Below are 26,629 nucleotides of genomic sequence, written 5' to 3'. Positions count from 1 at the left end.
CATCGTCCGGGTGATCGTTCGCTGGCTTGCGCTGCTGGCTTGTGTGATCGTCGCCGGCTGCTCAGCCGGGTACCAGGACGTGCCGGAGACACACGCCGCACGGGTCGGCACCACCAGTGACATCAACCCCCGCGACCCGGCGACGCTGCGCGACGGCGGCGACCTGCGGCTCGCGCTGACGTCGTTCCCGCCGAACTTCAACAACTGGAACATTGACGGCAACACGGCAGACCTCGGTTCGGTTATCTCCCCGACGTTGCCGGGGGCGTTCATCACCCAAGCCGACGGGTCGCTCAAACTCAACACCGACTACTTCCTCGGCGCCGAGCTGACCGGCACCGACCCTCAGGTCGTCACCTACACCATCAACCCGAAAGCAGTGTGGAGCGACGGCACCCCAATCACCTGGGAAGACCTCAAATCGCAGGTCGATGCGTGCAGCGGCCGCGACAAGCGGTATTTGATCGCCAGCCGAGCCGGGTTCGAACAGGTGAAGTCGGTGACCAGAGGCGTTGACGAGCACCAAGCGGTGATCACGTTCGACAAGCCGTACGCGGAGTGGCGCGGGATGTTTGCCGGCGGCATGCAACCACGCAGCATGACGGCGAACCCCGACGTCTTCAACAACGGCCAACTCGACGCTCCGGGCCCGTCGGCCGGGCCGTTCATCGTGACCACGATCGACCGGACCGCGCAACGCATTGTGCTGAACCGAAATCCAAGCTGGTGGGGCGCCAAGCCGCGGCTGAACTCCATCACATTTTTAGTCCTCGACGCCACCGCCGTCATCCCCGCCCTGCAGAACAACGCGATCGATGCCGCCGGCGTGAGCACGCTCGACGACATGGTGACCGCGCAACGCACCCCTGGCATCGTGATCCGGAGCGCACCGGCACCTACCTGGTATCACTTCACCTTCAACGGCGCACCCGGATCCATCCTGGCCGACGAGAAGCTGCGGCTCGCGATCTGTAGAGGCATCGACCGTCAGGCCATCGTCAGCGTCGTGCAGCACGGGCTGACCGGCAATCCGGCGCCGCTGGACAACCATATTTACGTCGCCGGCCAGGTTGGTTACGAAAACAACAGCGCGCCAGCAGCTTACAACCCTGACCAAGCGCGCAGGGACTTGGACGTGCAAGGATGGAAGCTCAACGGCTCAGTGCGCGAGAGGAATGGCAAACAGCTCGTTATCCGCGACGTGTTCTACGACGGCCCATCGGCGCGCCAGATCGCCTTGGTGGCCCAGCAGAACCTGGCGCACATCGGTGTCAAGCTGGTACTCGACCCCAAGCCGGGCACCGGGTTCTTCAGCCAGCACGTGGCCGTCGGTGACTTCGACATGGTGCAATTCGGTTGGGTGGGTAACGCTTTCCCGCTGTCTGCGCTGCCGCAGATATACAAATCCGACGGTGACAGCAATTTCGGCAAGATCGGCAACCCCACGATCGACGCCAAAATCGACGAGACGTTATCCGAGCTGGACCCGGACAAGGCCAGCTTGCTCGCCAACCACGTCGACACGATGATCTGGCAGGAAGGCTTCAACTTGCCGCTGTTCCAATCGCCCGGTGACATCGCGGTGCGCAGCAATCTGGCCAACTACGGGGCGCCCGGACTGGCCGACGTGGTGTACACGGCGGTTGGGTTCTTGCGGGAGTAAATCGCTCGCCGAGTGTGAAGCCACTGCGAAAAAACCGCGAAAACATCGCAACAGCTTCACGTTCGGCGAAGCGCACTAACTGCAGATCAGATCCGCAGCTTTCTCCCCGATCAGGATCGACGGCGCGTGGGTATGCCCCCGGATGATGCTCGGCATCACCGACGCGTCGGCAACCCTGAGCGCATCGACGCCGCGGACCCGCAGCTGCGGATCCACGACGCTGGTGTCGTCGCTACCCATCCGGCACGTGCCGACCGGGTGATACAGGGTGTGTGAACAGGTCTCGAGCGCCTCCTCAAGGGTGGCCTCATTGAGTTCAGTGGCATTGCGCGGTCGTGCGATCGCACCGAGGAGGCCCTTCAGCGCCGGGGCTTCGGCGATCTGCGCGCAGATTCGCAGGCCGGCCATCATCGCGGCGCGGTCCACGCCGGCGGGATCGGACAGATACCGCGGTTCGATGGTCGGCTTGGCGTACGGATCGGCCGAGCGCAACAGGATCTGCCCACGGCTTTCCGGTCTGACCAGGATCGGTCCGAACACGACGCCGTGTCCGGGCGGTGCGGGTAGCAGCCCCTCGTCGTAAAACGGTGCGGGGGCGAAGATCAACTCGAGGTCGGGCAGGGCCAACTCGGGCCGGCTGCGGACAAAGCCATAGGCCTCGCCGACATTGGAGGTGAGCATGCCCCGGTGGCGAAGCAGGTAGTTGATCAGCTGTTTGGGCTTCTCGGCGGCGAACAGGCTGTCCTCGGCTACGTCGAAGCCCAGCGGCGTGACCAGGTGGTCGCACAAATTCTGGCCGACCTCGGGCGCATGGCACACCGTGTCGATGCCGTGGTCGTCGAGGTGGTCGCGGTCGCCGATGCCGGAGAGCATCAGCAGCTGCGGGCTGTTGATGGCGCCGCCGCAGAGCACCACCTCCCGGCGCGCGTGCGCCATGCGCCGTTGGCCGTCCTGTTCGAATTCGACACCGACTGCGCGGCCGCCGTCGATGACGACACGGGTCGCGATCGCTTCGGTGAGCACCTGCAGATTCTTGCGGCGCATCGCCGGCTTGAGATACGCGTCGACGCTACTGCATCGACTACCCTTTCGCTGAGTGACGACGGTCTGGCAGAAGCCCTCCGGCTCAGCGGAATTCGGGCGCGCCGCACCGAATCCGCATTCGCGTGCTGCTGCCAGCCACGCTGCCGTCAACGGACGCGCGCTGCGCTGCGGCGACACATGCAGCGGACCGGTCACGCCGCTGTCGTCACCGCTGACGAACGGCCACGCCGCGGTGACGTTCTCGATGCGACGGTAGTAACCCAGCGCCTCGGCGTAGCCCCACTCCGGTCCGGCACGATCGGCCCACTCGTCGTAGTCGGCCTGAAAACCGCGCACCCACATCATCGCGTTCATCGACGACGAGCCGCCAAGCACTTTGCCTCGCGGCCAATAGATTTCACGACCGCCCAGCTCCTTCTGCGGCTCGGTCAGATAATCCCAGTCCACCTCGCTGCGGTAGAGCTTGGAGAACGCCGCGGGGATACGGATGAATTTGTTTTTGTCCGGCGGTCCGGCTTCCAAAGCCAGCACCGTGATCGCTGGATCAGCGCTGAGCCGATTGGCGAGCACCGAACCCGCCGAGCCGGTTCCGACGATCACGTAGTCGCAGTCGACGTCCGCCATGATGTCTCCCCTATTGTCCTGCTCATTGAATCAGCTATCGGCTCACGTGGCTGTCGGATTTGGTGCTCAGCCGGACAGGGGGCCATTGCTACTGTAATGCTACTTCAGTAGTATTCGAGTATGAAGCTGAGCGTGAGCTTGTCCGACGAGGACATCGCGGTGTTGGACGCATACGTCAAGAAAGCGGGTCTGCCGTCGCGGTCGGCGGGTTTGCAACGCGCGGTATCGATGCTGCGCTACCCCGCCCTCGAGGACGACTACGCCGCAGCGTGGGCGCAGTGGTCGGCCGACGAGGATTCCACTGCGTGGGAGACCACCGTTGGAGATGACGTGACCGATGCTGCGCGGTGAGATATGGCAGGTCGATCTGGATCCCGTCCGCGGGAGCGAGGCGAATAAGCAGCGGCCAGCTGTCATCGTCAGCAATGACCGGGCCAACGCTGCAGCGACACGTCTCGGCCGTGGCATGGTCACTGTCGTCCCAGTGACCAGTAACACCGACAGGGTCTATCCATTCCAGGTGCTGTTGTCGGCGGCGGCAAGTGGTCTCGCCGTTGATTCGAAGGCGCAGGCCGAGCAGGTCAGGTCCATTGCGGCGCAACGTCTGTTGCGTCGGATTGGTCGCGTCTCCCCTCCCGAGCTGACCGACCTCGACGATGCGCTTAGACTCCATTTAGCGCTGTAGCCGCAGGAATGTGCAGAAATCGAATATGCAGGGTTACCGGTCTGCCCTGCGTATTCGACGGTGCCGCCTCCCGTGGCGAACCGGCCACCGCGCCCGTTAAGCGCTCAATTCGATACGGTGCGCACCCTTGACGCCGTCGTAGCGGTCAGGAGTGCAGGTCAGCACGATCACCTGTCCGTCGGCGCCCAGGGTGTCGAAGACCTCGCCCATCTTGGCCAGCCGCGCCGGGTCGGTGAACCCGAGCGCGTCGTCGATGAGCACTGGGACGGTGTCCTCCTTGGCCACCAGCGCCGCTCCGGCCAAGCGCGCCAGAATTCCGAGCTGTTCTTTGGCGCCGCCCGACAGCGACTCGTAGGGCACCGTGCACCCGTCGAGGGTGCGGCTACGGATGCACAAGGCGCTGTCGACGTCGACCTCGAAACTCGGACCGAACACCGGACGCCCGAGCCGCTCCAACTCGACGCGGAACGGCTCGACATAGCGCAGCCGGGTGGTGTCGCGGTGACGCGCCATCACCGACCGCAGCAACTGCGCCGCGCGGGCTCGCCGGCCCACCCGGGTGTATTCGTTGTGGGCGTGTTCGCGCTCGATTTCGGCGGTGTCAAGCTTGCCCTGACGTCCCTCGGTGCCGAATACCGTGAGTTCGACGGTGATCTCGCGTACCGCGCGATCGGACTCGTCAAGGCGGGTCCGCAGTGCTTCGACCGCCTTGGTGGCCTCGGCCAACTCGGTGGCCACCGCGTCGGGCGAGGCAGCGGCCAGTTGCTCGGACAGCTCGGCGACCCGCTGCTGCGCTGCGTGTGTCGCGCATTGATCGGCAGCAGCGGTAGCCGCCAGATCGCCGTCGGCGCTCGATGCCCGATGCTGGGCCAGCCGGTCGGCAACCGCAGTCAACTCCGCGCGTTGGGACGCCAGCTTGTCACGCAGAACGGTTGCCTGCGTGGTGATCTCGCTGAGCCTACGGCGGGCTGCGGCCGCGACTTGTCGGTGTGTTTCGCAGTCTTTGGTGGCTTGCACGCTGGCCGCGTCGGCCGCCTCGAGTTCGGCGCGGGCCGCCGCACTATCCATCGCAGCGCCGGCGGGATCGGGTTGATCGGCTCGCAGTTGCGCCAATTGCGAACGCAGCTGCCCGATCTGGTCCTCGCCGCACAGCCCGATCAGAGTGGCAGCGAGCCGGTCACGGCTGTGCTGCAACTCGCGGCGACGCTGGTCGGTGTTTCGCGCTGCTGCGGAGTCGGCGACCTGCCCCGCAGCCAGTGCAGCTGCCAATTCGTCTTGTGCCGCAGCGTAGGTGGCTTGGACCTCGGCTGCGGTGACCCCCGGGCTGAACCGTACCGTCAAAACGCCGGGCAACTCGACTTCGGTTGCTGCACTGGCTGTCAGCGTCCAGCTCTGACCGGCGGCCAGCGACACCTGTTGCTCATCGACGGACAGGTCGACGTCCGCGGCCGCGGTGAATTGCACCGTCGTCGAAATCAACGTGAGTTGCCCGTCGGCCCGGTCGACGGCGGCAGCGGCTTGTTCGATGCGCTGCATCGCCTCGTCGGTCAGCGCGATCGCGGCCAACTCGCCGCAAATCTGGTCATGTTCGCGCTGGGCGGCGTCGATCTTGTCCAACCGGGCAGCCAACCGCTCGGCTTCGTCGCGGCGGGACAGCTCATCGACGATCCGCCGGGCAGACCCGGCCCGCTGCTGGGCAGCCGCCAGTCGCTGGCCGGCCTGTTCGACAGCGGAGTCAGCGGCCGCGACGACCTCAGCAGCCGTCGACTCCGCATCGGCGGCTTCGTGCACCTCGGCGTCCAGCGCAGCGATCGTCGCGGTGCGCGTGCCGATTTCGTTGCCCAACCGCACCCGTTCGCTGTGCGCGACCGTCGACGCGGTACTGGTGGCGGCCGCGGCCGCAGCGATGAGCTCGGCTTCTCGCAACTGTTCGGTGAGCCAGCCGATGTGGTCTGCCGCGGCTTGAGCCGCGATGTGCCGCTCCTTGGTAACCTGCCGTTGCTGCGACAACTCCGCCAACTCCGCGGTCAGCGCGGCATGCCGGTGCAGGCGGTCGTCGATCTCGGCGACCGCGGCCGTGTATTGCTCTACTTTTTCCTCGGCGCTGCGCAGCGCCGACATCGCGGCCGCCCACTCCCCCGTCGGCCGACCGGTCGCGGTGAAATAGCGGCCGTATTCGGTGTCGATCCGTTCGACGAGCGCCGGCTCGGTGCCCGACGGCGTGACCGCGTCGCCCGCGGCAAGGTCGAGCGCCCGGGACAGCGCGTCGCAGCCGGACAAGTCGACCGCCGCCGTCGAAGCTGCCTGCAGCACCCGCTGGGCCTGCCACAACTCGGTGTCGACTGTCTCGGCCAGCATGGCGCGCACCCGCTCGTGCGCCTCGTCACCAGTCAGCTGTTCGCGGCGGGGCGCCAGCACCGTCAACTGCGTCTCGGGCCTTTTGTGGAAGCGCTTGTGATAGACGAAACGGTAAGGGCCGGTGCTGATCTCGGCGGTGATCTCGGAGCCGACGTCGGCGTGAGTCGGCTTGACCTGCTTGACGTCTTTTTTCGTCGAGCGGTCCTTGGATTCCAGCAGCAGATCCAGCGCCTCGATCATCGACGACTTGCCGACCTCATTGGCGCCGCACACCACGACCACGCCATGGTCCGGAAAGTCGACGTCGCGGTGGCCGATGCCGCGGTAATTGGTCAAGACCAGCCGGTGCAACTTCACGCCGCACCTCGGTCTGCGAGCCGTAGGAGCAGCGCCAGCGCCGCCTGGGCATCCTCGGCGGCTTCGGCGTTGTCCGCACGTGCCGTCGCGACCAATTCCTCGACGGCCGCCGCGGCAAATCCCCCGACCCCGAGGTCGTCGAACTCGCCGTCGCCCGGGATCACCGCCAAATCGGTATGACGATCCCAGCAGCCCAGCCAGGCGAATAACCGCGAATATCGGTCCAGGCAGGCATCCAGGGCAGCACGGTCGGTGACGGTCAACGAGCCCTCCAGGGCCAGTCGGATCACCGTGCGGTCCTTGTCGCCGATCTGGTCGAGGTTGAGGTCCAGATCGACGATGTCGCGGTTGTTGTCGAGTTGATGGCGCAGGGTGAGAAACCGCCACCGGCCAACCGGGCGGGCGTCGACGGTGACCGGGCGCTGCGGATCCGCTTCGTCGATGTCGACGACCAATACGTGTCCCGGTCGCGGTTCGATGTCGTCGAAGTTGGTGACTTCCGGTGACCCGGAATACCAGACCCGACCGCTGCTGCCCACCTCGGTGACCGAATGCTTGTCACCCAGTGCGACGTAGTGGATGGCGCCGCGGACCAGCGCGTCGTCGACTCCGGCCAGCCGAATCAAGGATGGCTTTCCGGGATCCGGGTCGAGCACATCAACGCCGCCGTGCGCGACCAGCACCCGGGCGACGCCGTCGGCCGGCAGCGACTCGAGCACCTCGCCGGTCAGGTCGATGGTGGGTGCTTTCGACCGCCACGGGGCGGCCACGAGCTGCAGACCCGGGCGCACTTCATGGCTTCCGGCCCGGCTGAGGACCACCACGTTGTCGGGACATTCGGCGATGAAAAGTGCGCTGGTGTAAACCGATGCCGCATCTAGCGGGTCATGGTTGCCCGGCAACAGGTAGACCGGAATACCGATGGCGCGCATGGCTTCCAACGACTGGCTGACAACCTGCGGGGCGAGCTGGTTGTGTTCGAAGACGTCGCCGGCGACAACAATGAACTCGGCGTTGACCTCGGCGGCCAGCGCGCCGAGGCCGACCACCACGTCGCGCCGCGCTGCCGAGTATCGGGGCTGGGCTTCGCCGGCAAGGAAGTGACGGGTCATGCCGAGCTGCCAATCGGCGGTGTGTAAGAACCGCATATCGATCCCGTCCCCTCTGCCCTTCGTGATCAGGCATCGCGAGTGTAGGACTGGGCCCCGACAAGTGTGGGGAGGCCGATCGGCAGGTCTGAGTTCAGTAGCGGTGCGGTGCCTTACCGTTGGTTGCGTGACTGGTCGACACCACATGCTGGTGCTGCTGCGGCATGCGAAATCCGCGTATCCCGATGAGGTAGCCGACCACGATCGGCCGCTGGCACCGCGCGGCGAAAGGGAGGCGGCTTTGGCCGGTGATTGGCTGCGCGCCCAACTGCCCGCCGTCGACGCCGTGCTGTGCTCGACCGCCACGCGCGCCCGACAGACACTGGCGCGAACGGCTGTCGACGCGCCGGTGCAATTCGTCGAGCGGCTCTACGGCGCCAGCCCCGGAACGGTGATCGATGAAATCAACGCGATCGACGACGAGATCGCCACGCTGCTCGTCGTCGGGCACGAGCCGACGATGTCTGCAGTGGCGATCATCCTGGCCGGCGCCGAGGGGACCAATGCGGCTGCTGTCGACGCGGTTGCGGCGAAGTTCCCGACGTCGGGCATCGCGGCGCTGCAGGTCGTCGGTTCGTGGAAAGATCTCGCGCCCGGCGGCGCCGCCCTGACCGACTTTCATGTGCCCCGCTGAGGCGCGTCGATAAGGAGAACATTAATGAATACGCGCTTCCCTCAGGTTAATCTCAGCTAGTCTCTGACAAGCCGAGTATTGCCTGAGAGCGCGCCTTTAACGCTGAGTAACGACTGCCGTCAGAGGACATGGTCATGGAATCAGTCGTCCGCCCGTATGCGGTGGCGACCGTGCTGCTCATGGGTGCCGGCATCGTCATCGCCAATCCGGTGAGGCCGCCCCTACCCGAAGTGCAGACGCCCTCGACCGAGCTCACCACCAATGAATCGGTGTTTTTCAATCCCGGCGGTATCAGTGCCGACCACGAAGTTCTTACTCCGGGAAGCGAGGCTCTGGGCGGATCGGGGACAAGCGGCGGCATCGGCCAAGTGCCGATCCTCGACGACTTCGACCCGCTCCCGATGCAGGTGGAGGTGTTCGGCAACGCGCCAGATGCGCCGCCGATGATCGGTGACGGCGAAGCCGACGATCCCGACGCCGGCCCAATCCCTGGTGGCGAGTAGCTCCCGGTCAGGAGTTCGTCGACAGCGTCAGCTCCATGAGCTTGATCGCCTGCGCACACGCGTCGATACCGGGCGCCTGCGGATTGACCCACCACCCCACGACACCGGCAGCGTCGCTGGCCACACCGCATGAGCCGTTCGGGTCGTTGGGCCGCATCACGATCGATGGCACGCCGTTGATCGACCGGGTTTCGATCTGGTACTTCAGCCCCTCGGCGACCTTGCGCTCGTTGTCGAGGCTGCCCTGCTCGAACCAGAAGCGGGTGATGTCGATCAGGCCGGCCGGGTTGGCCGCCTGCCAACGGCAAATCGCACCGACGAAGGTGCTCTGGATATCGAGCGGGTCGGCGCCCACGGTCTTGGCGAGGAGATCGGTGGTCAGCACCTCACATTCCTTGAGCAGATTCGGATACTGCTGTTCGGAATTGTTGTTGCGCTGGACGTCGCCCGAGCCCGCTTTGACCGCGGTGCCGCCCACCGACCTGGTGCAGCCGGTCAGTACAGCCAGCGCGGCGAGCACAACGGCCGCGGTGACGAGCAGATGGTGCCGCGCCGATCGACTCATTTCGAGTTCGCAATCGATTGCCGCGTCAGTTCTTTGGCGACGTTGCACGGGTCGGGAAACGGCTTCTGGTTGAAGCTGACCGACCATTCGATGAAGTCGTCCTGGAACTGGATACCGATCTCGCACAAAGAGTCACCCAACGTCGGCTCGCTGCCGATAGCGATGAAACCGCCATGGCCATTGATGTTGATGTCTTCGACGCTCGACCGCGATAACTCCTCGGTCTTGCGTTCCCGCCCGATCGGGCTGCCGCGATACCAGGAGAAGGAAAAGTGTGGGCCGAGGATTCCGCCGCCCGCCAGCCACTGGCAGCCCACCGAGTTCTGGGCGGTGTTGATCAGCCCGCTCATCTCGGTCAGCTGCCCAACCGTCTCGTCGCTGATGCCGCCACATTGCGGGAAGAACGGGCCATGATGTCCCTGCGCGGAGGCCGGCCGCGAGGTATCGCTCGACTGCGGCTGGTCGGAGTTGGAATCGGAACATGCGGCCACCGTCGGGATCAAAGTCGCTACCGCGAGGGTCAGCGCTGCCACACTGCGTCGCACCACTACGCGCACCTTCTGCTGATCACACGATGCACTGTAGCGGCAGCGCCGGTGGTCAACCACCGACACGCTCGCTGACCTGGACTTTGTTATCCCGTCGCGGGTGCGAACGGTGCACCGAGCCAACCGGCGGTCGTCCCGAGTCGGCGCCACCGGATGTGGGACAGTTACCAAATGCTTCTGGCACTGCTGCGCCAGTACGTCCGGCCGTACCGATGGCTGGTCGCGGCGGTGATGACGCTGCAACTGATCAGCACGTTGGCGTCGCTGTATCTGCCGACGTTGAACGCATCGATCATCGACGACGGGGTCACCAAGGGCGACACCGGCGTCATCGTTCGGTTGGGCGCGGTGATGCTGGCAGTCACCGGACTGCAGGCGGTGTGCGCGATCGGCGCGGTCTACTTCGGCTCCCGCACCGGAATGGGGTTCGGGCGGGATCTGCGCTCGGCGATGTTCCATCACGTCACCACGTTCTCTGACCACGAGACGGCCCGGTTCGGTGCGCCGTCGCTGCTGACCCGGACCACCAACGACGTCCGCCAGATCCAGTTCCTGGTGCAGATGAGCTGCACGGTGCTGGTCACTGCACCGATCATGTGTGTCGGCGGCATCTTCATGGCCATTCATCAAGACGCCGGGCTGTCCTGGCTGTTGCTGGTCAGCGTCCCGGTCTTGGCCGTGTCGAACTACTGGATCGTGTCGCACATGCTGCCGATCTTCCGCAGCATGCAAAGGCTGCTCGACAACATCAACCGGGTGATGCGCGAGCAGCTTTCCGGCGTGCGGGTGGTCCGGGCATTCGCGCGGGAGCCGTTCGAACGTCACCGGTTCGACGAGGCCAACCTCGCCTTGTCGAACACTGCGCTGGCCGCTGGAAACTGGCAGGCGCTGATGTTGCCGCTGACGACGCTGACCATCAACTGTTCCAGCGTCGCGCTGATCTGGTTCGGCGGCCTGCGCATCGACCAGGGCCAGATGCAGGTCGGCTCGCTGATCGCCTTTCTGGCGTACTTCACCCAGATCCTGATGGCGGTGCTGATGGCGACGACGCTGGTGATGGTATTGCCGCGAGCCTCGGTGTGTGCGGACCGGATCACCGAGGTGCTGGGCACCCGTCCGGCAATCAGCAACCCGTCGAATCCCGCCCGGCCACCGGCAGAGCTACGCGGGGTGGTGCGGCTCGACCGGGCCACGTTCTGCTATCCGGGCGCGGATCGTCCGGTGCTGCAGGATATCTCGTTGACCGCGACACCGGGCACCACGACCGCCATTGTCGGCAGCACCGGCTCGGGCAAGTCGACGCTGGTATCGCTGATCTGCCGGCTCTACGACGTCACCACCGGCTGCGTTCGGGTCGACGGTGTCGACGTACGGGACCGCGACATCGAACAGCTGTGGGCAGGCATCGGCCTGGTGCCGCAGCGCGGGTATCTGTTCTCCGGCACCGTCGCCGACAATCTTCGGCTGGGCGCGACCCCAGGACAGGTCGTCACCGACGAACAGATGTGGGAAGCACTGCGGGTAGCCGCCGCCGACGGATTCGTGCGGGCGCACGATGACGGCTTGGCGATGCGAGTTGCCCAGGGCGGCATCAACTTTTCCGGCGGGCAGCGGCAGCGGCTGGCGATCGCCCGCGCGGTGATTCGCCGGCCGGCCATCTACCTGTTCGACGACGCTTTCTCGGCCCTCGACGTGCACACCGACGTACGGGTGCGCGCGTCGTTACGCGAGATCGCCGCGGACGCAACGGTGATCGTCGTCGCGCAACGTATTTCCACTGTCACTCAGGCCGATCAAGTAATCGTGGTCGACGACGGACGGGTGGTCGGCACCGGCACGCATGAATCGCTATTGGCCGACTGCGCAGCCTATGCGGACTTTGCGGAGTCGCAGTCGATGTCGGCCGGTGTGGGAGATACCCGATGACCGCTGCAATGAACCGGCCGATGCGCGGTGTGGTGCAGGCGCCGACGGAGCGGTCCCGCGACTTCTGGACTTCAGCCATTCGGCTGGTGAAACGCCTGGCGCCGCAACGCGGGTTGGCGTCGGCGGTCATCGCGCTGGGGATCTGCGGCACCGCGATAGGAGTCGTGGTTCCGCGGATACTGGGCCACGCGACTGATCTGCTCTTCAACGGCGTGATCGGCCGACAGTTGCCGGCCGGTCTCAGCAAGGCAGAGGCCGTCGAGGCGGCCCGGGCGCGTGGCAACAACACCTTCGCCGATCTGCTGTCCGGAATGAATGTGGTGCCGGGTCAAGGGGTGAATTTCTCCGCTGTGGCCCGTACCCTGGCGGTGGCGCTAGCCTTGTATCTTATTGCGGGCGTGATGATTTGGGCGCAAGCTCGACTGCTCAACGTCACCGTGCAGCGCACGCTGCGGGCGCTGCGCTCCGACGTCGAGGCGAAGGTCCACCGATTGCCGCTGGCTTACTTCGACGGGCGGCAGCGCGGTGAGGTGCTCAGCCGGGTCACCAACGACATCGACAACGTGCAGACTTCGCTGTCGATGACGATCACCCAGTTGTTGAGCGCGGTGCTGACCATCGCGACGGTGCTGGTGATGATGCTGACCATCTCGCCGCTGCTGACCGGGATCATCTTGCTGACCGTGCCGTTGTCACTGTTGACCACTCGGGCGATCGCTCGCCGCTCGCAGCGGCTGTTCGTCGCCCAGTGGGCCAACACCGGGCGGCTCAACGCTCACATCGAGGAGACCTACAGCGGCTTCACACTGGTCAAGGCATTCGGTCACCGGGCCGAGGCCGAGGATCAGTTCTGCCGCCTCAACCACGACGTGTACCAGACCAGTTTCGGCGCCCAGTTCTTTTCCGGGCTGGTGTCACCGGCCACCATGCTGATCGGCAACCTGAGTTATGTCGCGGTGGCGGTGATCGGCGGGCTGCAGGTGGCGACCGGTCAGATCACTGTGGGCAGCATCCAGGCGTTCATCCAATATGTCCGCCAATTCAATTGGCCGTTGACCCAAGTGGCGGCGATGTACAACACGCTGCAGTCCGGAGTGGCCAGCGCCGAGCGGGTGTTCGAACTGCTCGACGAGCCCGAGGAAAGTCGCGATCACCCGGCGTTATTGCCGTCGCTCAATGGCCAAAGCCCCACCGGACGAGTGGAATTCGAGCACGTCAGCTTCGCCTACCGCCCGGGAACACCGGTGATCGATGACCTGTCGCTCGTCGCGGAACCCGGCAGCACCGTGGCCATCGTCGGGGCGACCGGGGTAGGCAAGACCACGTTGGTGAACCTATTGATGCGTTTCTACGATCTGGACTCCGGCCGGATCCTGATCGACGGTGTCGACATCGCTTCGGTGAGCCGGCATTCGCTGCGATCCCGTATCGGCATGGTGCTGCAGGACACCTGGCTGTTCGGCGGGACGATCGCCGAGAACATTGCCTATGGTCGGCCGGGCGCCAGCGACGATGAGGTGATCGCGGCGGCCAAAGCGGCCTACGTGGACCGGTTCGTGCACACGCTGCCGAACGGCTACCAGACTCGGGTCAGCGACGACGGCGGCAACATCAGCGCCGGCGAGAAACAGCTGATCACCATCGCGCGTGCTTTCCTGGCCCGACCGCAACTGCTGATCCTCGACGAGGCGACCAGTTCGGTGGACACTCGCACCGAGCTGCTGGTCCAGCATGCCATGCGTCAGCTTCGGCGCGGGAGGACGAGTTTCCTTATCGCGCATCGTCTTTCGACGATCCGCGACGCCGATGTCATCCTGGTGATGGAGTCGGGCAAGATCATCGAGCGCGGCAGCCACGCCGAGCTGATGACGCGCCGGGGTGCCTATTACGAGATGACGCAGGCCTAGCGGCGGGTCACCTTAAAGCTCGGGGCCTTGCGCGCGGAGGTCGTCGACCACCGACATCGCGTCACGCAGCTTGGCCAGCCAGTCCTCGGTGTGCTCGCCGACCAGTTTGACCGCCCACGCCAGCGCATCGGACCGGGACCGGGCCACCCCGGCGTCGACCAGGGTATCGAGCACCTGGCGCTCCGGTTGTTTGAGCCGGGTCATGACCGGAACCGCGATGTGGGTGAACAGGATCCGCTCGCCGGCGACCTCCACTCCCCAGGAAACTTTGCGGCCGTAGCGTTCCTGCGCCTCGTCGGCGATGTTCATGCGCTCCGCGCGGGTGTCTTCGCGGAACCGCGAGACGCGGCCGGAGGAACGCGCTTCGCTTTCTTGCGTATCGGACGCCGCGGGCAGTCTGCCGATGACCGTGATTTCTTCGCGGTCGACGATGACCGCGGGATCGCCGTCGAACCAGCCTTCGGGTAGTCGTCCGGCGAACCAGTCCGCGGCGTCGCCGACGTCCGGTTGATTGGCTTGCTGCCAGCCACCAGGGCGGCCGTAACGCCGCCCGTGTACATGATGATGTCGCATGCTTACATGCTTACATCGTTACAGTCATTGTGGAAGGGCGTTTCACTGGCGGCGAACGCGGTCGGTTGCCCACCACGGGCGGCGCCCCGAAAGCCTGCGTCAGAACCGGCCGGAAGGCCGATGTCGATGGCGAAAACCGTTGATATGGCGCGTCGCGAGTTGTAGCTTTAAGGGCGAAGCAGGTCCGGAAGTGGCTAATCCAAAGTGCCGGCATCAGGGGTGACAGAGCCGGCCGCGCGGCATAAGAGAGACGCAACCCCAGTGCCCTCCGGGCCTGCCTCATGTGGTCTGGCGTCCGAGGCGCTACGGCCCGTCATCAACGCCGTCGCCGCGGCGGGCGCGATACAGCTTTACTTCGCCCTTGATGCCTTTGAGGTGGCGTGCCCCGGCGAATGACCAGCTGAAACCGTTGCCGTCGCCGACTGCGGTCTGCACCGACTCGGCGACCAGGACGGCACCCGCGCGCGCCACCCCGGTCACCCGGCTGGCGGTATTCACCGGGCTCCCGAACCAGTCACCGGCCCGGCTCACCGCCTGCCCGCAGGCGACACCGGCACGCAGCCGGGGCAGGCCCTCGTCGGTGTCAGTGACTTCGACCAACTTCAGCACCGCGTCCAGCAGCGGAACCGGATCGGGGCAAACGAGCATCACCGCGTCGCCGATGGTCTTGACGAACCGCACCGGCGGCACGGCCATGTCACGAGCGAGATCGGCCAGCCGGTTCGCGAGCTGCTCCAAATCCTCGGGTGGGACCGCCTCCCCCAGCCGGGTGAAGCCAACGAGATCGGCGAATGCGATCGTGACCTCTCGGGCGCCCGGCAAGGCACTGCCTGCCGCACGCTCACTGGCGTTGACGGCCTCGGTTTCCATCTGGTGTCGCAGATGCATGAACAGCATGTCCTCGATCCACGGGCCCAGCAACGGGGCGATCTGGCTGACCAGCGCCTGAGATCCCTTGGCGATCTCCAGTTCGGTCGCACCGGGTCGCAGGATGGCCGCGAGTGCGGTGTAGCGCATCACCTCGGCGGCATGCGAAAGTCCTTCGGCGAGCACCCGAACGACTTGTACCAGGTGGTCTGGATCCAGCCCGGTCTCGAGGAACCGTTGCACATGGGCGGCGGCCTCAGCGTCGGCCCGCATGTGCACAGCCGCATCGGGATCCTCGACCCTGGCCAACCCGATGGCACGTTGCACGCGTTGCAACAGATCAAGGTCGATGCCGTAGCGTTCGCTGATTTCCCGCGTCGAGACGTAGACGCCGTCGTCACCGACGACTCGGCGCGACGCCAGCAGCATGGGCGGATCGGCGGTCCTGATCTCATCGACGGTGATCCCCTGGTCGAGCAGCCACTCGATCAGCTCGGCGCGCTCGCTGCGCGCGGTGCCGTCAAGACCTTCGAGCAGGGGCTCGATGTTGGGATCGGACACAGTGGCCAAGGTATATCGTCGGCAGGCCATCATGTGAGGTGATGGCCACAGCGCTGCTGACAGGGTTTCCGCCCGTCGTCGCCGACGGCGCCCGGTTACTGGTCCTGGGATCGTTCCCCAGTGTCCAGTCTTTGAGTACGCGGCAGTACTACGCCAATCCGCGAAACGCGTTCTGGCCGATTATGAGTGAACTCTTCGGCTTCGACGCGCGCGCTCCGTACCAAAGCCGGTTGACCGCATTGCAATACCACCGGGTAGCGCTGTGGGATGTGCTGCACCGGTGTCGTCGGTCAGGTAGCGCAGACGCCAAAATTGAGCCTAAGAGCTTGGTGCCCAACGACTTTGACACGTTCTTCAACGCCCACCGTGGTATCACCAGGGTGTATTTCAACGGCCAGACGGCGGCCACGCTGTTCGGCAAGCTGACCGACGTCGACCTGCCGCTCACCTACCAGCTACTGCCGTCGACCAGTCCGGCTCGCGCGATGCGGCACGGTGAGAAGCTGGCCGCCTGGCGGGTGGTTGCCGCGTCATGACACCGGTGGGCGGCGCTGCGTCCACGGCCGCGCCGCTTCGATCTGGGCGCTGAGCGCCAGCAGCGTCACCTCGTCGTAGGGGCGGCCGATCAACTGGACCGACAACGGCAGGCCGGCGGCGTCGAGATCCCACGGCACCGCGGCGGCCGGCTGACCGGTCAGATTCCAGATCTCGAAGAACGGCACCCGGGCCGAAACCAGCAGCAACGAGGAAATCGCGCCGCGGCGTTGGTAGGCGCCGACACGCTGTGGCCCGGTGGCGTTCGCAGGAGTGACGAGCACGTCGACGTCGTCGAAGATCGACTGGATGCGCGCGGCCAGCGCCGCCTCACCGGCACGCACCGTCGCCATCCGCCGATCGGAGAACAGGCGCCCGATCCGCGCCATGTTTCGGGTGCGCGCCTCCAACCGCTCCGGATGAGGCAATGACCGAAAGTCGTTGTAGATACCGCGGAAATAGCGTGGCAAATAGTTGCCGTAGATCGCCGTCGATGGATAGTCGGGGTCGCGGGCGATGACGTGGTGACCCAAGTTGCGCAGCAGCGCGCCCGCCTGCTCGACCGCCGCCCGCTGCTGCTTGCCGCATCGCACCATCAACGGTGGTGGAACCTTGGTGCTCAACGCGATTCGCAGCCGGCCGGGAGTTCGTGTCGCGGCTGCGACGAATCCGCCCTCGGGGCCCGGCAGCGTCGTCGTCGCATCCAGGAACAGGGCGGCGTCGGTCACCGAACGTGCAATCGGGCCGCTGACGCTCAGGCCACACCAGGCGTCGTCGTGCGGCGCCAGCGAGACCCGGTCGCGCTGCGGTTTGAGACCGAACACACCACACCAACTCGACGGGATGCGGATCGAGCCGCCACCGTCGGAACCCAATGCCAACGGGGCCAGCGCGGCGGCCACCGCCGCGCCGCTGCCGCCGCTACTGCCGCCCGGTGTGCGAGACACATCCCATGGGTTGCGGGTTGCACCGAACGTCACCGATTCGGTGTAGGGCATCATCATCAGCTCGGGCACCGCGGTCTTGCCGAGGATCACCGCGCCGGCCGCGCGTAACGCACGCACCACCTCGGCGTCATGGGTTACCACCGAGCCATGTGCGCTGGTGCCGTAAGCCGTTGTCTGCCCGGCGATGTCGACGTCGTCCTTGATCGCGACCGGCACCCCGAGCAGCGGCAGCCGTTCGCCGGCGTCGAGGCGGCTCTGCGCCTTTAGCGCCTCCTCACGCGCGGTGCCGGCCAGCACGGTGCGATACGACCGCAGCTGCGGGTCCAGCCGTGCGATGCGCTCCAGGTAGACCTCGAGCAGCGCGGGAGCGGTGAGCGTGCCCGCAGCCAACATCCGCGCCTGCTCGGCCGCCCCGGCGAAGGCGAGCTCGCGCGGGTCCATATGCAGGCACACTACTGATATGCAGGACAGCATGTTCGATTTGTTGACCGAGGACCAGTTGCGCGGGCGCAACACCATCAAGTGGAACTTCTTCGAACCCGATGTGTTGGCGATGTGGATCGCCGAAATGGATTTCCCCACCGCACCGGCGGTGCGCGACGCGGTCCGCGCGTGTGTTGACAACGAGGAGTTCGGCTATCCGCCGTTCGGCGAGGACGAACTGCCGCGGGCCACCGCCGATTGGTGCCGACTGCGCTACGGGTGGCAGGTGGCGCCCGAGTCGGTCCGCGTCGTTCCCGATGTGCTCAAAGGTATGGAAGTCGTCGTCAATTTCCTCACCCGCCCGGAGAGCCCGGTGGTGTTGCCCGTTCCGGCATACATGCCGTTTTTCGACGTGTTGCGGGTCACCGGCCGGCAGCGGGTGGAAATCGTGATGAATCAAGACGTTTCGGGCCGGTACGTGATGGACCTGGACGCGCTTGACGCCGCGTTCGCCGCCGGGGCCGGATCCCTGATTCTGTGCAATCCCAACAATCCGCTGGGCACCGCGTTCACCGCCGATGAGCTGCGCGCCATCGTCGACATCGCAGCCGCCCACAACGCTCGGGTCATCGCCGACGAGATCCACGCGCCACTGGTCTACGGGCGACCGCACGTGGCCGCTGCCTCGGTCTCCGAAGCGGCCGCCGACACCGTGGTCACGCTGCTGTCGGCATCCAAGGGGTGGAACCTGCCCGGCCTGATGTGCGCCCAGGTGGTGCTGTCCAATTCCCGTGACATCGACGAGTGGGACCGGATCAACATGCTGCACAAGATGGGCGCCTCTACCGTCGGTATCCGCGCCAACATCGCCGCCTACAAGCACGGCGCCGGCTGGCTGGACGAGCTGCTGGGCTACCTGCAGACCAATCGCGACCACCTGGCCCGCGCCCTGCCCGAGTCGGTTCCCGGAGTGCGGATCAACGCTCCGGAGGCCACCTATATGTCGTGGGTGGATTTTCGCGCGCTGAATCTGCCCACTGAGCCTGCCGACTACCTGTTGGCCAAGGCCAAGGTGGCGCTGTCTCCCGGCATCCCGTTCGGGCCCACGGTGAGCTCCGGGTTCGCGCGGCTGAACTTCGCGACGCCGCGGGCAATCCTGGATCGCGCACTTGCGGCGATGGCGGCCGCCTTGTCGGCGTGAGCTGTCGCTACCGTGGCCTTATGTCCTGTGTGTTCTGCGCGATCGTCGCCGGCGAAGCCCCGGCCATCCGCATCTACGAAAACGACGACTACCTGGCGATCCTCGATATCCGTCCATTCACGCGGGGCCACACGCTGGTGGTGCCCAAACGGCACACGGCCGATCTGACCGACACTCCGCCGCAGACACTGGCCGACATGGTGACAATCGGACAGCGCATCGCCAAGGCGGCCCGCACCACCGAGTTGGCCGACGCGACCAACATCGCGATCAATGACGGGCGTGCGGCCTTCCAAACCGTTTCCCACATCCACTTGCATGTGCTGCCGCGCCGCAACGGCGACAAGCTGGCGGTGGCCAAGGGAATGCTGCTGCGCCGCGACTCCGACCGGGACGCCACCGGGCAGATCCTGCGTGACGCGCTGGCGCGAATCGACGCCCGGCAGTCAGACTGAAGAAATGGACATCTCCCGATTGGTCGAGCAGCAGTTCGGAGCACGACTGCTGCGCGCCCACGACGCAATCTACAAAGGCACCAACGGCAGGATCGGACATCGGTTCCCCGGCATCCCACCGATGTTGCTGCTGCACACGATCGGCGCCAAGACCGGCAAGCCGCGCACCACGTCGTTGAGCTATGCCCGTGATGGCGACTCGTATCTGATCGTCGCGTCGAAAGGCGGCGACCCCCGGTCGCCGGGCTGGTATCACAACCTCAAAGCCCACCCGAACGTCGACATCAACGTCGGGTCACGGCGATTCGCCGTGACGGCGCGGCCGGTACTTCCCGACGACCCGGACTATGCCCGGCTGTGGCAGATCGTCAACGACAACAACGCCGGCCGCTACGAGGCCTACCAGCGCAAGACAACGCGGCCGATTCCGGTGATCGTGCTGACGCCTTAGCGCCGAGCGTGAAACTGTTGCGAAAATTTCTGAATTTTCTCGCAACAGCTTCACATTCGGCGATGGTCGGCCCGTTTAAAACAGCTCTTTCGCCAGCAACTCCAGCGTGGTTTCCCGGCCGGGAGCGGTCGCCGGGTCGGTGCCGCGACGGGCCGCGGCCACTGGGTTGACCATCACTTCGTCGACGTCGAACCGCGCAGCCAGCGCACGCACCTGTTCGGCCGCCTCGGCCGGTGTGCCGACGACCGCGCGCCGCAGGCCGCTTTCGACGATGTGCTGCTGTTGCGGTGTCAGGTTCGCGTTGTCGGCGTCTTCGACGAGCTGTAAAGGCCCCAACGGTTGGCCGGTGCGCAACCGCGCCATCATCTGCAGGTTCGGCAGCATCAATGCCGTTGCCTCGTCCCGCGTTTCGGCGACGACGGCGTTGACGGTCAGAAACGTGAGCGGCTCGGCGGCCAGCTCGCTGGGCACGAACTGCGACCGGTAGAGCGCCAGCGCCTCGTCGGTCCCCTTCCCGGAGAAGTGGTGGGCGAACACATAGGGCAGCCCCTTGGCCGCGGCCAGCCGCGCCGAATACATCGATGACCCCAGCAGCCACAACCGCGGCTCGGTGGCTGCGGCCGGAGTGGCCTTGAGCAGGTAGTCGCCGTCACGCAGTTGCACCTGCACGCCACTACTGCTCATCATCGCCCGCACGTGGTCGAGATAGTCCGGGAACTGCTCGATATCCCGGTCGTCGCGGCCGGCTGCGCCGCGCAGCATCACCGATGTCACCGGGTCGGAGCCCGGTGCCCGGCCGATGCCAAGATCGATGCGGCCCGGCGCGGCCGCTTCCAGCAGCGCGAACTGTTCGGCCACGGCCAGCGGCGCGTGATTGGGCAGCATGACACCACCTGACCCCAGCCGCAGCCGCGTGGTCTGGGCGGCGAGGTAAGCGATCAGCACCGGCGGACTGGTGGCGCCCACCGACGGCATGTTGTGATGCTCGGCGACCCAATAGCGGGTGTAACCGAGCCGGTCAGCGACCTGCGCCAGTCGTACCGTGGCCGCCAGCGCATCGGCGGTGGTCTGGTCGGTGCGCACCGGGACGAGATCGAGAACGGAAAGCCGCATGTTGCCCTCAACGCCACCGGTCATCGGGATAGTCCGGCCAGCGCCGCGGCCCGGCTGAACACGTCGTCGAGCATCGCGGTGGTCAGCTTGCCGGTGAAGGTGTTCTGCTGGCTGGGGTGATAGCAGCCCACCAGCGCCACCTCGCCGTGGGCGCCCCGCACCGTAGCGGTGGCGCCGTGCCCGAACTTCGGTTGCGGCCGCGGAACCTGGCCGCCGCCCGCGCGGACCATGTCCAGCGCCGATCGCCAGCCGAAGCCACCTAGCGCAACGATGACCCGCACGTCGTCGCCGGTCAGCCGCCATTCAGCGGTCAACCACGGCGCGCAGGTGGCCCGCTCGGCGGGTGTGGGCGCATTGGCCGGCGGTGCGCATCGCACCGCGGCCGCGATCCGCGTGCCGTGCAGCATCAACCCGTCCGCGGCGTCCACGCTGATCGGCGAGCTCGCCAGCCCGGCCCGATACATGGCCGCATAGAGCACGTCGCCCGAGCGGTCGCCGGTGAACATCCGGCCGGTCCGATTGGCGCCATTGGCGGCCGGAGCCAGGCCGACGATCATCACCCGCGGCCGCTCGACACCCCAACCCGGCACCGGCCTGCCCCAATACGGCTGATCGGCGAACGAGCGCCGTTTGGTCAGAGCCGCCTGTTCGCGCCACTCGACCAGTCGCGGGCAGGCCCGGCACACCGACACCTCCGCGTCGAGTTGGTCCACCGTCTCGGCGGCCTCGGCCATCGCAACGACCTGGGCCGCCGCGGAAGCCATCGCGGTGTGGGGGGTGGCGGGGTCACCAGGCCAGCCGGTCCCGGGCAGCACCGGCGAATCGAAGAGAGCGCCGGTTCGTGGATGGGCCAGTTGGGCAAGGCTCACCCGTCTACTGTGCACGCCGAACGACATTCAACGGCCGACCGGGGTCGGCATTGTTTCCTCCAGCACGCGAACGGCTAGTCACCGGGTCATGAATGCACTTCGCTCACCCGAGCGGTCCGCCCGCGACGTCGGCCCGCTGCTCGAAACGTTGGCGCGGCGCGTCGAAGCTGCCGATGGCAGTCGGCACCGGCAGATCACCAATGCGATGACCGGCGAGCCGCTGGGCCGGGTGCCGCACTGCTCGTCAGCCGATGTCGCAGCCGCCGCATCGCGTGCCCGCGCCGTCCAACCGGACTGGGCGGCGCGCCCGATCGGCGAGCGGGCAGCCGTGCTGCTGCGTTTCCATGACCTGGTGTTGGCACGGCAGAACGAGGTGCTCGACCTTCTCCAGTTGGAGAACGGCAAGGCGCGCCGGCATGCCTTCGAGGAGGTCATCGACGTCTGCCTGACTGCCCGTTATTACGCGCACACCGCCGAGGAGTACCTGAAGCCCAAGCGGCGCCAGGGTGTGCAATTGGTGCTCACCGAAGTCTGGGAGCACCGCCACCCGAAGGGGCTGGTCGGCATCATCTCGCCGTGGAACTATCCGCTGACCCTCGGCATCAGCGACGCGATTCCGGCGATAGTCGCCGGCAACGCGGTGTTGGCCAAACCCGATGACAGGACACCCTTTTCGGCGCTGTGGGCGGTCAGCCTGCTCGAGGAGGCCGGGATGCCGAAGGGTTTGGTCCAGCTGGTCACCGGACCTGGATCGGAGTTGGGCACCCCGATCATCGAGCAGGCGGATTATTTGATGTTCACCGGTTCCACCAGTACCGGACGCCATGTCGCCAAGCAGGCCGCCGAGCGACTCATCGACTGCTCGATGGAACTCGGCGGCAAGAACGCGCTCCTAGTCCTCGACGACGCCGACGTCTCGCGCGCGGCAGCCGGGGCGGTGCGCGCCGCGTTCTCCAACGCCGGCCAACTGTGTATTTCCATCGAACGCATCTATGTGGCCAAGTCGCTGTGGGAGGACTTCGTCAGCGCGTTCGTCAAAGCAACCAAGGCGATGACATTGTCAGGCGCACTGGACTATTCAGCGGACATGGGATCGCTGATCAGTGAGACTCAGTTGCGAACTGTCACCGATCACGTCGACGACGCGGTGGACAAGGGCGCCACCGTGCTGGCGGGCGGACGGCCCCGACCCGACATCGGCCCCTACTTCTACGAGCCCACGATCCTGAGCGACGTGCGTGAGGGTATGGACGCATTCGCTGACGAAACATTTGGGCCCGTCGTCTCGCTCTATCCCGTCGAGTCGGAGCGCGAGGCCATCGACAAGGCCAACGACAGCGACTACGGGTTGAACTTCGCGGTGTGGACCAACGATGCGGCCCGGGGCCGGCGGGTGGCCGCGCAACTACAGGCCGGCACGGTGAACGTCAACGGGGCGTACGCCGCAGCCTGGGCGTCCGTCGACGCCCCGATGGGCGGCATGAAGGACTCCGGCGTCGGACGGCGCCACGGCGAGCACGGGATCCTGAAGTACACCGAGTCCCAGACCATCGCGACCGAACGCCTGCTGCCGGTGGGCGCCCCGACCTGGGCGCGGGCCGACCGGTATGCCCGGGTGATGACCACCGGTCTGCGGTTGCTGCGCCGGTTGCCCGGGGTGAAATAGGTCGCGGTCCGTAGGATCGCCTGCGTGAGTGCGGAAGTGCTGGCGGGTCTGATCGCCGAGTTGCCGGACGGGATGGTGGTCACCGATCCGGCCGTTACCGAGGGCTATCGCCAAGACCGCGCGTTCGACCCGTCGGCGGGTAAACCGCTGGCGGTGGTGCGACCGCGCCGCACCGAAGAGGTGCAGATCGTCCTGCGCTGGGCCAGCGAGCACCGGGTTCCGGTGGTGACCCGCGGCGCCGGCACCGGCTTGTCGGGCGGGGCCACCGCCGTCGACGACGGGATCGTGTTGTCGACGGAGAAGATGCGCGACATCGTCGTCGACCCGGTCACCCGGACCGCGGTGTGCCAGCCCGGTTTGCTCAACGCCGAGGTGAAGAAGACCGTCGCCGAGTACGGACTGTGGTATCCGCCCGACCCATCGTCCTACGAAATCTGCAGCATCGGCGGCAATATCGCGACCAACGCCGGCGGGCTGTGCTGCGTGAAATACGGCGTCACCACCGACTATGTGCTCGGCGTGCAGGTGGTACTGGCTGACGGCACCGCGGTGCGACTGGGCGGCCCGCGGCTCAAGGACGTCGCCGGGCTTTCGCTGACCAAGCTGTTCGTCGGCAGCGAGGGCACCCTGGGAGTGATCACCGAAGTGACGTTGCGGCTGGTTCCGCCGCAGCAGCCGTCGTGTGTGGTGGTGGCCAATTTCGCGTCGGTGGAGGCCGCTGCCGAGGCAGTGCTGGCGGTGAGTGGGCGAATCCGCCCCGCGATGCTGGAGTTCATGGACTCCGTCGCGATCAACGCCGTGGAGGACAAGCTGCGGATGGGGCTGGACCGCGGTGCGGCCGCGATGCTGCTGGCCGGCTCCGACGAGCGCGGCCGGGCGGGCTGCGAGGACGCCGAGTTCATGGCCGGCGTGTTCACCGAACACGGTGCCTCCGAAGTGTTTTCCACTGACGACCCGGAAGAGGGCGAGGCGTTCGTCGCTGCCCGCCGATTTGCGATTCCGGCGGTGGAGGCCAAAGGCCCGCTGCTGCTCGAAGACGTCGGTGTCCCGCTGCCCGCGCTGGCCGACCTGGTCGGCGGGATAGCCCGTATCGCCGCCGAGCGCGAGTTGATGATCTCGGTGATCGCGCACGCCGGCGACGGCAACACCCATCCGCTGATCGTCTACGACCCCGCCGACCCGGCGATGACCGAGCGGGCGCAGTTGGCCTACGGGGAAATCATGGACCTGGCCACCCGGCTGGGCGGCACGATCACCGGTGAACACGGTGTCGGCCGGTTGAAGCGGCCCTGGCTGGCCGACTATCTGGGCCCGGACGCGATGGCGTTGAACCGCCGCATCAAAGATGCACTGGATCCGCAAGGCATTTTGAATCCCGGCGCCGGGGTATGACGGCGCCGGCGCGGTCCTGGTGGGGCTGGGGCGCCGCCGCAGACGAGTTGTCGCCGTCCGAGTCCGCCGACCTGGTTGCCCGGACCGCTGCCATGTTGCCCGGCCATGACTTCACCGACCATCCCCCGCCCGACCCGGCGACGCTCGGTGTCGCCGCGGCCCGGGTCCGTCCGCCGGCCGCATTGGCACAGCTCTGCAGCGACGACCCCGTCGACCGGCTGTCCCATGCCCGCGGCAAGGCGTTTCGAGACGTCGTGCGCAACCTGCTCGGCCAGCTCGATCATGTTCCGGACCTCGTCGCCCGGCCGCAGGTCGAACAAGACGTGGTCGACGTGCTGGACTGGTGCTCGACCACCGGCACACCCGTAATCCCTTATGGCGGCGGCAGTTCGGTGGTCGGCGGCGTCGAGCCTCGGTTCGACGGTCCGGCGGTGTCGCTCGATCTCGGCCGCCTCGATCGCGTCCCCGACGTCGACCCGGTCAGTCGCACCGCGCGGATCCAGGCCGGCAGCTACGGTCCCGCCCTGGAGGACGCGCTTCGCCCGCACGCCCTGACGTTGCGGCACTACCCGCAGTCGTTCGCCTACTCCACGCTGGGCGGCTGGTTGGCCACCCGTGCCGGCGGACACTTCGCCACGCTCTACACCCACATCGACGACCTCACCGAGTCGATGCGAATCATCACTCCGTCCGGCGTCGTAGCGTCGCGGCGGCTGCCCGGCTCGGGTGCCGGCCCGTCGCCGGACCGGATGTTCCTCGGCTCCGAAGGAATTCTCGGCGTCATCACCGAAGCCTCGATGCGCCTCCAGCAGCGCCCCCGCTGGCAAGTCACCGCCTCGATCACCTTCGAGCAGTACGAGCACGCGGTCGCGGCCACCCGGTCGATCGCCCAGGCCGGGCTGTACCCGTCGAACTGCCGGTTGCTCGACCCCGCCGAGGCTTTCATCAATGCCGGCGTCACCGCCGGCGGCGGCTTATTACTGGTCGCGTTCGAATCCGCGGATCATCCGGTGGACGTCTGGCTGGACCGTGCGGTGCAGCTCGCCGCCGACCACGGTGGCACCGTCACTGCCCGGCGAAGCAAAGATCGCGAGCCTGGCGACTCGGCGTCGGCGTGGCGCTCAGCCTTCCTGCGGATGCCCTACCAGCGCGACGCGCTCGCCCGTCGCTCGATGATCGTGGAAACGTTCGAGACCGCATGCACCTGGGACGGTTTCGAGTCGCTGCATCAGGCCGTCACCGCCGCCGCTCATGCCGCCATCGCCGAGGTCGCCGGCGCCGGGCTGGTGACCTGCCGGTTCACCCACGTCTACCCCGACGGGCCCGCGCCCTATTACGGCATCTATGCCGCCGGCCGCTGGGGCAGCACGGTAACCCAGTGGGACGACATCAAGGCCGCCGTCTCGCAAGCCATCCTCGACAACGGCGGCACCATCACCCACCACCACGCCGTCGGCCGCGATCACCGGCCTTGGTATGACCGGCAGCGGCCCGATCCGTTCGCGGCCGCACTCGCCGCCGCCAAAGCCGCGCTGGACCCAGCCGCAATCCTGAATCCCGGTGTATTGATCCCCGCCAAAGGTTGACACATACTGCGCGTTGTCGTACGAATGAG

Annotated in this window: 24 protein-coding genes; 14 read left to right on the top strand and 10 right to left on the bottom strand. The window is 66.5% G+C overall.

Annotated features, from left to right (window positions below):
* Position 1: 1 nt before the first annotated feature.
* On the top strand, positions 2-1,663 hold the full coding sequence (locus AC5Y49_RS22545) for an ABC transporter family substrate-binding protein (RefSeq protein ID WP_499891496.1): 1,662 nt from the start codon (positions 2-4) through the stop codon (positions 1,661-1,663).
* Between the two features lie 75 nt (positions 1,664-1,738).
* Here the strand turns inward: AC5Y49_RS22545 and AC5Y49_RS22540 are convergent, their stop codons facing one another.
* Positions 1,739-3,331 (bottom strand): GMC family oxidoreductase, encoded by a 1,593-nt coding sequence (locus AC5Y49_RS22540; RefSeq protein WP_499891425.1) that lies wholly within the window; start codon positions 3,329-3,331, stop codon positions 1,739-1,741.
* A 120-nt stretch (positions 3,332-3,451) separates the two neighbouring features.
* Here AC5Y49_RS22540 and AC5Y49_RS22535 point away from each other — a divergent pair, with 120 nt between their 5' ends.
* Both AC5Y49_RS22535 and AC5Y49_RS22530 read left to right on the top strand, forming a co-directional pair.
* The gene (locus tag AC5Y49_RS22535) at positions 3,452-3,682 is read left to right on the top strand and encodes a ribbon-helix-helix domain-containing protein (protein ID WP_499891424.1); all 231 of its coding nucleotides are present in this window, start codon (positions 3,452-3,454) and stop codon (positions 3,680-3,682) included.
* Entirely contained in the window at positions 3,669-4,016 is a 348-nt protein-coding gene (locus AC5Y49_RS22530) for a type II toxin-antitoxin system PemK/MazF family toxin (RefSeq protein WP_499891422.1), read from the top strand. Before AC5Y49_RS22535 ends, AC5Y49_RS22530 begins: the two co-directional genes overlap by 14 nt.
* A 96-nt stretch (positions 4,017-4,112) precedes the next feature.
* On the opposite strand, the gene AC5Y49_RS22525 is transcribed toward AC5Y49_RS22530, so the two are convergent.
* Together AC5Y49_RS22525 and AC5Y49_RS22520 are read right to left on the bottom strand one after the other, a co-directional pair.
* Positions 4,113-6,731 (bottom strand): AAA family ATPase, encoded by a 2,619-nt coding sequence (locus AC5Y49_RS22525; protein WP_499891420.1) that lies wholly within the window; start codon positions 6,729-6,731, stop codon positions 4,113-4,115.
* Complete coding sequence (locus AC5Y49_RS22520) at positions 6,728-7,879, bottom strand: metallophosphoesterase family protein (RefSeq protein WP_499891418.1); 1,152 nt, start codon at positions 7,877-7,879, stop codon at positions 6,728-6,730. The genes AC5Y49_RS22525 and AC5Y49_RS22520 overlap by 4 nt, the downstream gene beginning before the upstream one ends.
* Positions 7,880-8,024: 145 nt before the next feature.
* Here AC5Y49_RS22520 and AC5Y49_RS22515 point away from each other — a divergent pair, with 145 nt between their 5' ends.
* Together AC5Y49_RS22515 and AC5Y49_RS22510 are read left to right on the top strand one after the other, a co-directional pair.
* Positions 8,025-8,513 (top strand): SixA phosphatase family protein, encoded by a 489-nt coding sequence (locus AC5Y49_RS22515; protein WP_499891492.1) that lies wholly within the window; start codon positions 8,025-8,027, stop codon positions 8,511-8,513.
* A gap of 134 nt (positions 8,514-8,647) precedes the next feature.
* Positions 8,648-9,016, top strand: coding sequence for a hypothetical protein (locus tag AC5Y49_RS22510; protein WP_499891416.1), 369 nt, complete (start codon positions 8,648-8,650; stop codon positions 9,014-9,016).
* A gap of 7 nt (positions 9,017-9,023) precedes the next feature.
* Here AC5Y49_RS22510 and AC5Y49_RS22505 read toward each other — a convergent pair whose 3' ends face one another.
* Both AC5Y49_RS22505 and AC5Y49_RS22500 read right to left on the bottom strand, forming a co-directional pair.
* The gene (locus tag AC5Y49_RS22505) at positions 9,024-9,581 is read right to left on the bottom strand and encodes a DUF3558 domain-containing protein (RefSeq protein ID WP_499891412.1); all 558 of its coding nucleotides are present in this window, start codon (positions 9,579-9,581) and stop codon (positions 9,024-9,026) included.
* Positions 9,578-10,126 (bottom strand): DUF3558 domain-containing protein, encoded by a 549-nt coding sequence (locus AC5Y49_RS22500; RefSeq protein WP_499891488.1) that lies wholly within the window; start codon positions 10,124-10,126, stop codon positions 9,578-9,580. The genes AC5Y49_RS22505 and AC5Y49_RS22500 overlap by 4 nt, the downstream gene beginning before the upstream one ends.
* 174 nt (positions 10,127-10,300) lie before the next feature.
* On the opposite strand from AC5Y49_RS22500, the gene AC5Y49_RS22495 reads away from it, so the two are divergent.
* Together AC5Y49_RS22495 and AC5Y49_RS22490 are read left to right on the top strand one after the other, a co-directional pair.
* A complete protein-coding gene (locus AC5Y49_RS22495; RefSeq protein ID WP_499891411.1) occupies positions 10,301-12,055 on the top strand; it encodes an ABC transporter ATP-binding protein in 1,755 nt (584 codons plus the stop codon).
* Complete coding sequence (locus AC5Y49_RS22490; protein ID WP_499891409.1) at positions 12,052-13,962, top strand: ABC transporter ATP-binding protein; 1,911 nt, start codon at positions 12,052-12,054, stop codon at positions 13,960-13,962. The genes AC5Y49_RS22495 and AC5Y49_RS22490 overlap by 4 nt, the downstream gene beginning before the upstream one ends.
* A gap of 12 nt (positions 13,963-13,974) precedes the next feature.
* Here AC5Y49_RS22490 and abmR read toward each other — a convergent pair whose 3' ends face one another.
* The gene (gene abmR, locus AC5Y49_RS22485; protein WP_499891406.1) at positions 13,975-14,535 is read right to left on the bottom strand and encodes an ATP-binding transcription factor AbmR; all 561 of its coding nucleotides are present in this window, start codon (positions 14,533-14,535) and stop codon (positions 13,975-13,977) included.
* A 303-nt stretch (positions 14,536-14,838) separates the two neighbouring features.
* Complete coding sequence (locus AC5Y49_RS22480; protein WP_499891403.1) at positions 14,839-15,963, bottom strand: adenylate/guanylate cyclase domain-containing protein; 1,125 nt, start codon at positions 15,961-15,963, stop codon at positions 14,839-14,841.
* A 41-nt stretch (positions 15,964-16,004) separates the two neighbouring features.
* Between AC5Y49_RS22480 and AC5Y49_RS22475 the strand changes: the two genes are divergently transcribed.
* Positions 16,005-16,499, top strand: a complete 495-nt coding sequence (locus AC5Y49_RS22475) for a DNA-deoxyinosine glycosylase (RefSeq protein ID WP_499891400.1) — start codon at positions 16,005-16,007, stop codon at positions 16,497-16,499.
* Here the strand turns inward: AC5Y49_RS22475 and AC5Y49_RS22470 are convergent.
* Entirely contained in the window at positions 16,494-17,885 is a 1,392-nt protein-coding gene (locus tag AC5Y49_RS22470; protein ID WP_499891398.1) for an amidase, read from the bottom strand. The genes AC5Y49_RS22475 and AC5Y49_RS22470 overlap by 6 nt on opposite strands.
* Before the next feature lie 19 nt (positions 17,886-17,904).
* Here AC5Y49_RS22470 and AC5Y49_RS22465 point away from each other — a divergent pair, with 19 nt between their 5' ends.
* Genes AC5Y49_RS22465 through AC5Y49_RS22455 form a run of 3 tightly spaced genes read left to right on the top strand, consistent with a single transcriptional unit; the run spans position 17,905 to position 19,974 of the window.
* Positions 17,905-19,068, top strand: a complete 1,164-nt coding sequence (locus AC5Y49_RS22465; RefSeq protein WP_499891397.1) for a MalY/PatB family protein — start codon at positions 17,905-17,907, stop codon at positions 19,066-19,068.
* Between the two features lie 20 nt (positions 19,069-19,088).
* Positions 19,089-19,523 (top strand): HIT family protein, encoded by a 435-nt coding sequence (locus tag AC5Y49_RS22460; RefSeq protein ID WP_499891395.1) that lies wholly within the window; start codon positions 19,089-19,091, stop codon positions 19,521-19,523.
* Between the two features lie 4 nt (positions 19,524-19,527).
* A complete protein-coding gene (locus AC5Y49_RS22455) occupies positions 19,528-19,974 on the top strand; it encodes a nitroreductase family deazaflavin-dependent oxidoreductase (RefSeq protein WP_499891394.1) in 447 nt (148 codons plus the stop codon).
* A 75-nt stretch (positions 19,975-20,049) separates the two neighbouring features.
* Here the strand turns inward: AC5Y49_RS22455 and AC5Y49_RS22450 are convergent, their stop codons facing one another.
* Both AC5Y49_RS22450 and AC5Y49_RS22445 read right to left on the bottom strand, forming a co-directional pair.
* Positions 20,050-21,087: an LLM class flavin-dependent oxidoreductase gene (locus AC5Y49_RS22450; protein ID WP_499891485.1), complete on the bottom strand. Its 1,038-nt coding sequence runs from the start codon at positions 21,085-21,087 to the stop codon at positions 20,050-20,052.
* Between the two features lie 20 nt (positions 21,088-21,107).
* Positions 21,108-21,983, bottom strand: coding sequence for a uracil-DNA glycosylase (locus AC5Y49_RS22445; RefSeq protein WP_499891392.1), 876 nt, complete (start codon positions 21,981-21,983; stop codon positions 21,108-21,110).
* Between the two features lie 61 nt (positions 21,984-22,044).
* Between AC5Y49_RS22445 and AC5Y49_RS22440 the strand changes: the two genes are divergently transcribed.
* Genes AC5Y49_RS22440 through AC5Y49_RS22430 form a run of 3 tightly spaced genes read left to right on the top strand, consistent with a single transcriptional unit; the run spans position 22,045 to position 26,600 of the window.
* Positions 22,045-23,622, top strand: a complete 1,578-nt coding sequence (locus tag AC5Y49_RS22440; RefSeq protein WP_499891391.1) for a succinic semialdehyde dehydrogenase — start codon at positions 22,045-22,047, stop codon at positions 23,620-23,622.
* A 24-nt stretch (positions 23,623-23,646) separates the two neighbouring features.
* A complete protein-coding gene (locus AC5Y49_RS22435; RefSeq protein WP_499891390.1) occupies positions 23,647-25,014 on the top strand; it encodes an FAD-binding oxidoreductase in 1,368 nt (455 codons plus the stop codon).
* Positions 25,011-26,600, top strand: a complete 1,590-nt coding sequence (locus tag AC5Y49_RS22430; protein WP_499891388.1) for an FAD-binding oxidoreductase — start codon at positions 25,011-25,013, stop codon at positions 26,598-26,600. Before AC5Y49_RS22435 ends, AC5Y49_RS22430 begins: the two co-directional genes overlap by 4 nt.
* Positions 26,601-26,629: the final 29 nt, after the last annotated feature.

Source organism: Mycobacterium sp. NGS62 (genome assembly GCF_059812285.1).
This window is presented reverse-complemented; position numbering and strand designations above follow the sequence as displayed.

What these genes read in the sequence shown, in the direction of transcription:
- AC5Y49_RS22520 (WP_499891418.1), bottom strand. Translation starts at nt 7,879, where the DNA reads ATGCGGTTCTTACACACCGCCGATTGGCAGCTCGGCATGACCCGTCAC.
- AC5Y49_RS22510 (WP_499891416.1), top strand. Translation starts at nt 8,648, where the DNA reads ATGGAATCAGTCGTCCGCCCGTATGCGGTGGCGACCGTGCTGCTCATG.
- AC5Y49_RS22475 (WP_499891400.1), top strand. Translation starts at nt 16,005, where the DNA reads ATGGCCACAGCGCTGCTGACAGGGTTTCCGCCCGTCGTCGCCGACGGC.
- AC5Y49_RS22505 (WP_499891412.1), bottom strand. Translation starts at nt 9,581, where the DNA reads ATGAGTCGATCGGCGCGGCACCATCTGCTCGTCACCGCGGCCGTTGTG.
- AC5Y49_RS22470 (WP_499891398.1), bottom strand. Translation starts at nt 17,885, where the DNA reads ATGGACCCGCGCGAGCTCGCCTTCGCCGGGGCGGCCGAGCAGGCGCGG.
- AC5Y49_RS22450 (WP_499891485.1), bottom strand. Translation starts at nt 21,087, where the DNA reads ATGCGGCTTTCCGTTCTCGATCTCGTCCCGGTGCGCACCGACCAGACC.
- AC5Y49_RS22535 (WP_499891424.1), top strand. Translation starts at nt 3,452, where the DNA reads ATGAAGCTGAGCGTGAGCTTGTCCGACGAGGACATCGCGGTGTTGGAC.
- AC5Y49_RS22540 (WP_499891425.1), bottom strand. Translation starts at nt 3,331, where the DNA reads ATGGCGGACGTCGACTGCGACTACGTGATCGTCGGAACCGGCTCGGCG.
- AC5Y49_RS22515 (WP_499891492.1), top strand. Translation starts at nt 8,025, where the DNA reads ATGCTGGTGCTGCTGCGGCATGCGAAATCCGCGTATCCCGATGAGGTA.
- AC5Y49_RS22430 (WP_499891388.1), top strand. Translation starts at nt 25,011, where the DNA reads ATGACGGCGCCGGCGCGGTCCTGGTGGGGCTGGGGCGCCGCCGCAGAC.
- abmR (WP_499891406.1), bottom strand. Translation starts at nt 14,535, where the DNA reads ATGCGACATCATCATGTACACGGGCGGCGTTACGGCCGCCCTGGTGGC.
- AC5Y49_RS22490 (WP_499891409.1), top strand. Translation starts at nt 12,052, where the DNA reads ATGACCGCTGCAATGAACCGGCCGATGCGCGGTGTGGTGCAGGCGCCG.
- AC5Y49_RS22445 (WP_499891392.1), bottom strand. Translation starts at nt 21,983, where the DNA reads ATGTCGTTCGGCGTGCACAGTAGACGGGTGAGCCTTGCCCAACTGGCC.
- AC5Y49_RS22495 (WP_499891411.1), top strand. Translation starts at nt 10,301, where the DNA reads ATGCTTCTGGCACTGCTGCGCCAGTACGTCCGGCCGTACCGATGGCTG.
- AC5Y49_RS22465 (WP_499891397.1), top strand. Translation starts at nt 17,905, where the DNA reads ATGCAGGACAGCATGTTCGATTTGTTGACCGAGGACCAGTTGCGCGGG.
- AC5Y49_RS22455 (WP_499891394.1), top strand. Translation starts at nt 19,528, where the DNA reads ATGGACATCTCCCGATTGGTCGAGCAGCAGTTCGGAGCACGACTGCTG.
- AC5Y49_RS22530 (WP_499891422.1), top strand. Translation starts at nt 3,669, where the DNA reads ATGCTGCGCGGTGAGATATGGCAGGTCGATCTGGATCCCGTCCGCGGG.
- AC5Y49_RS22440 (WP_499891391.1), top strand. Translation starts at nt 22,045, where the DNA reads ATGAATGCACTTCGCTCACCCGAGCGGTCCGCCCGCGACGTCGGCCCG.
- AC5Y49_RS22460 (WP_499891395.1), top strand. Translation starts at nt 19,089, where the DNA reads ATGTCCTGTGTGTTCTGCGCGATCGTCGCCGGCGAAGCCCCGGCCATC.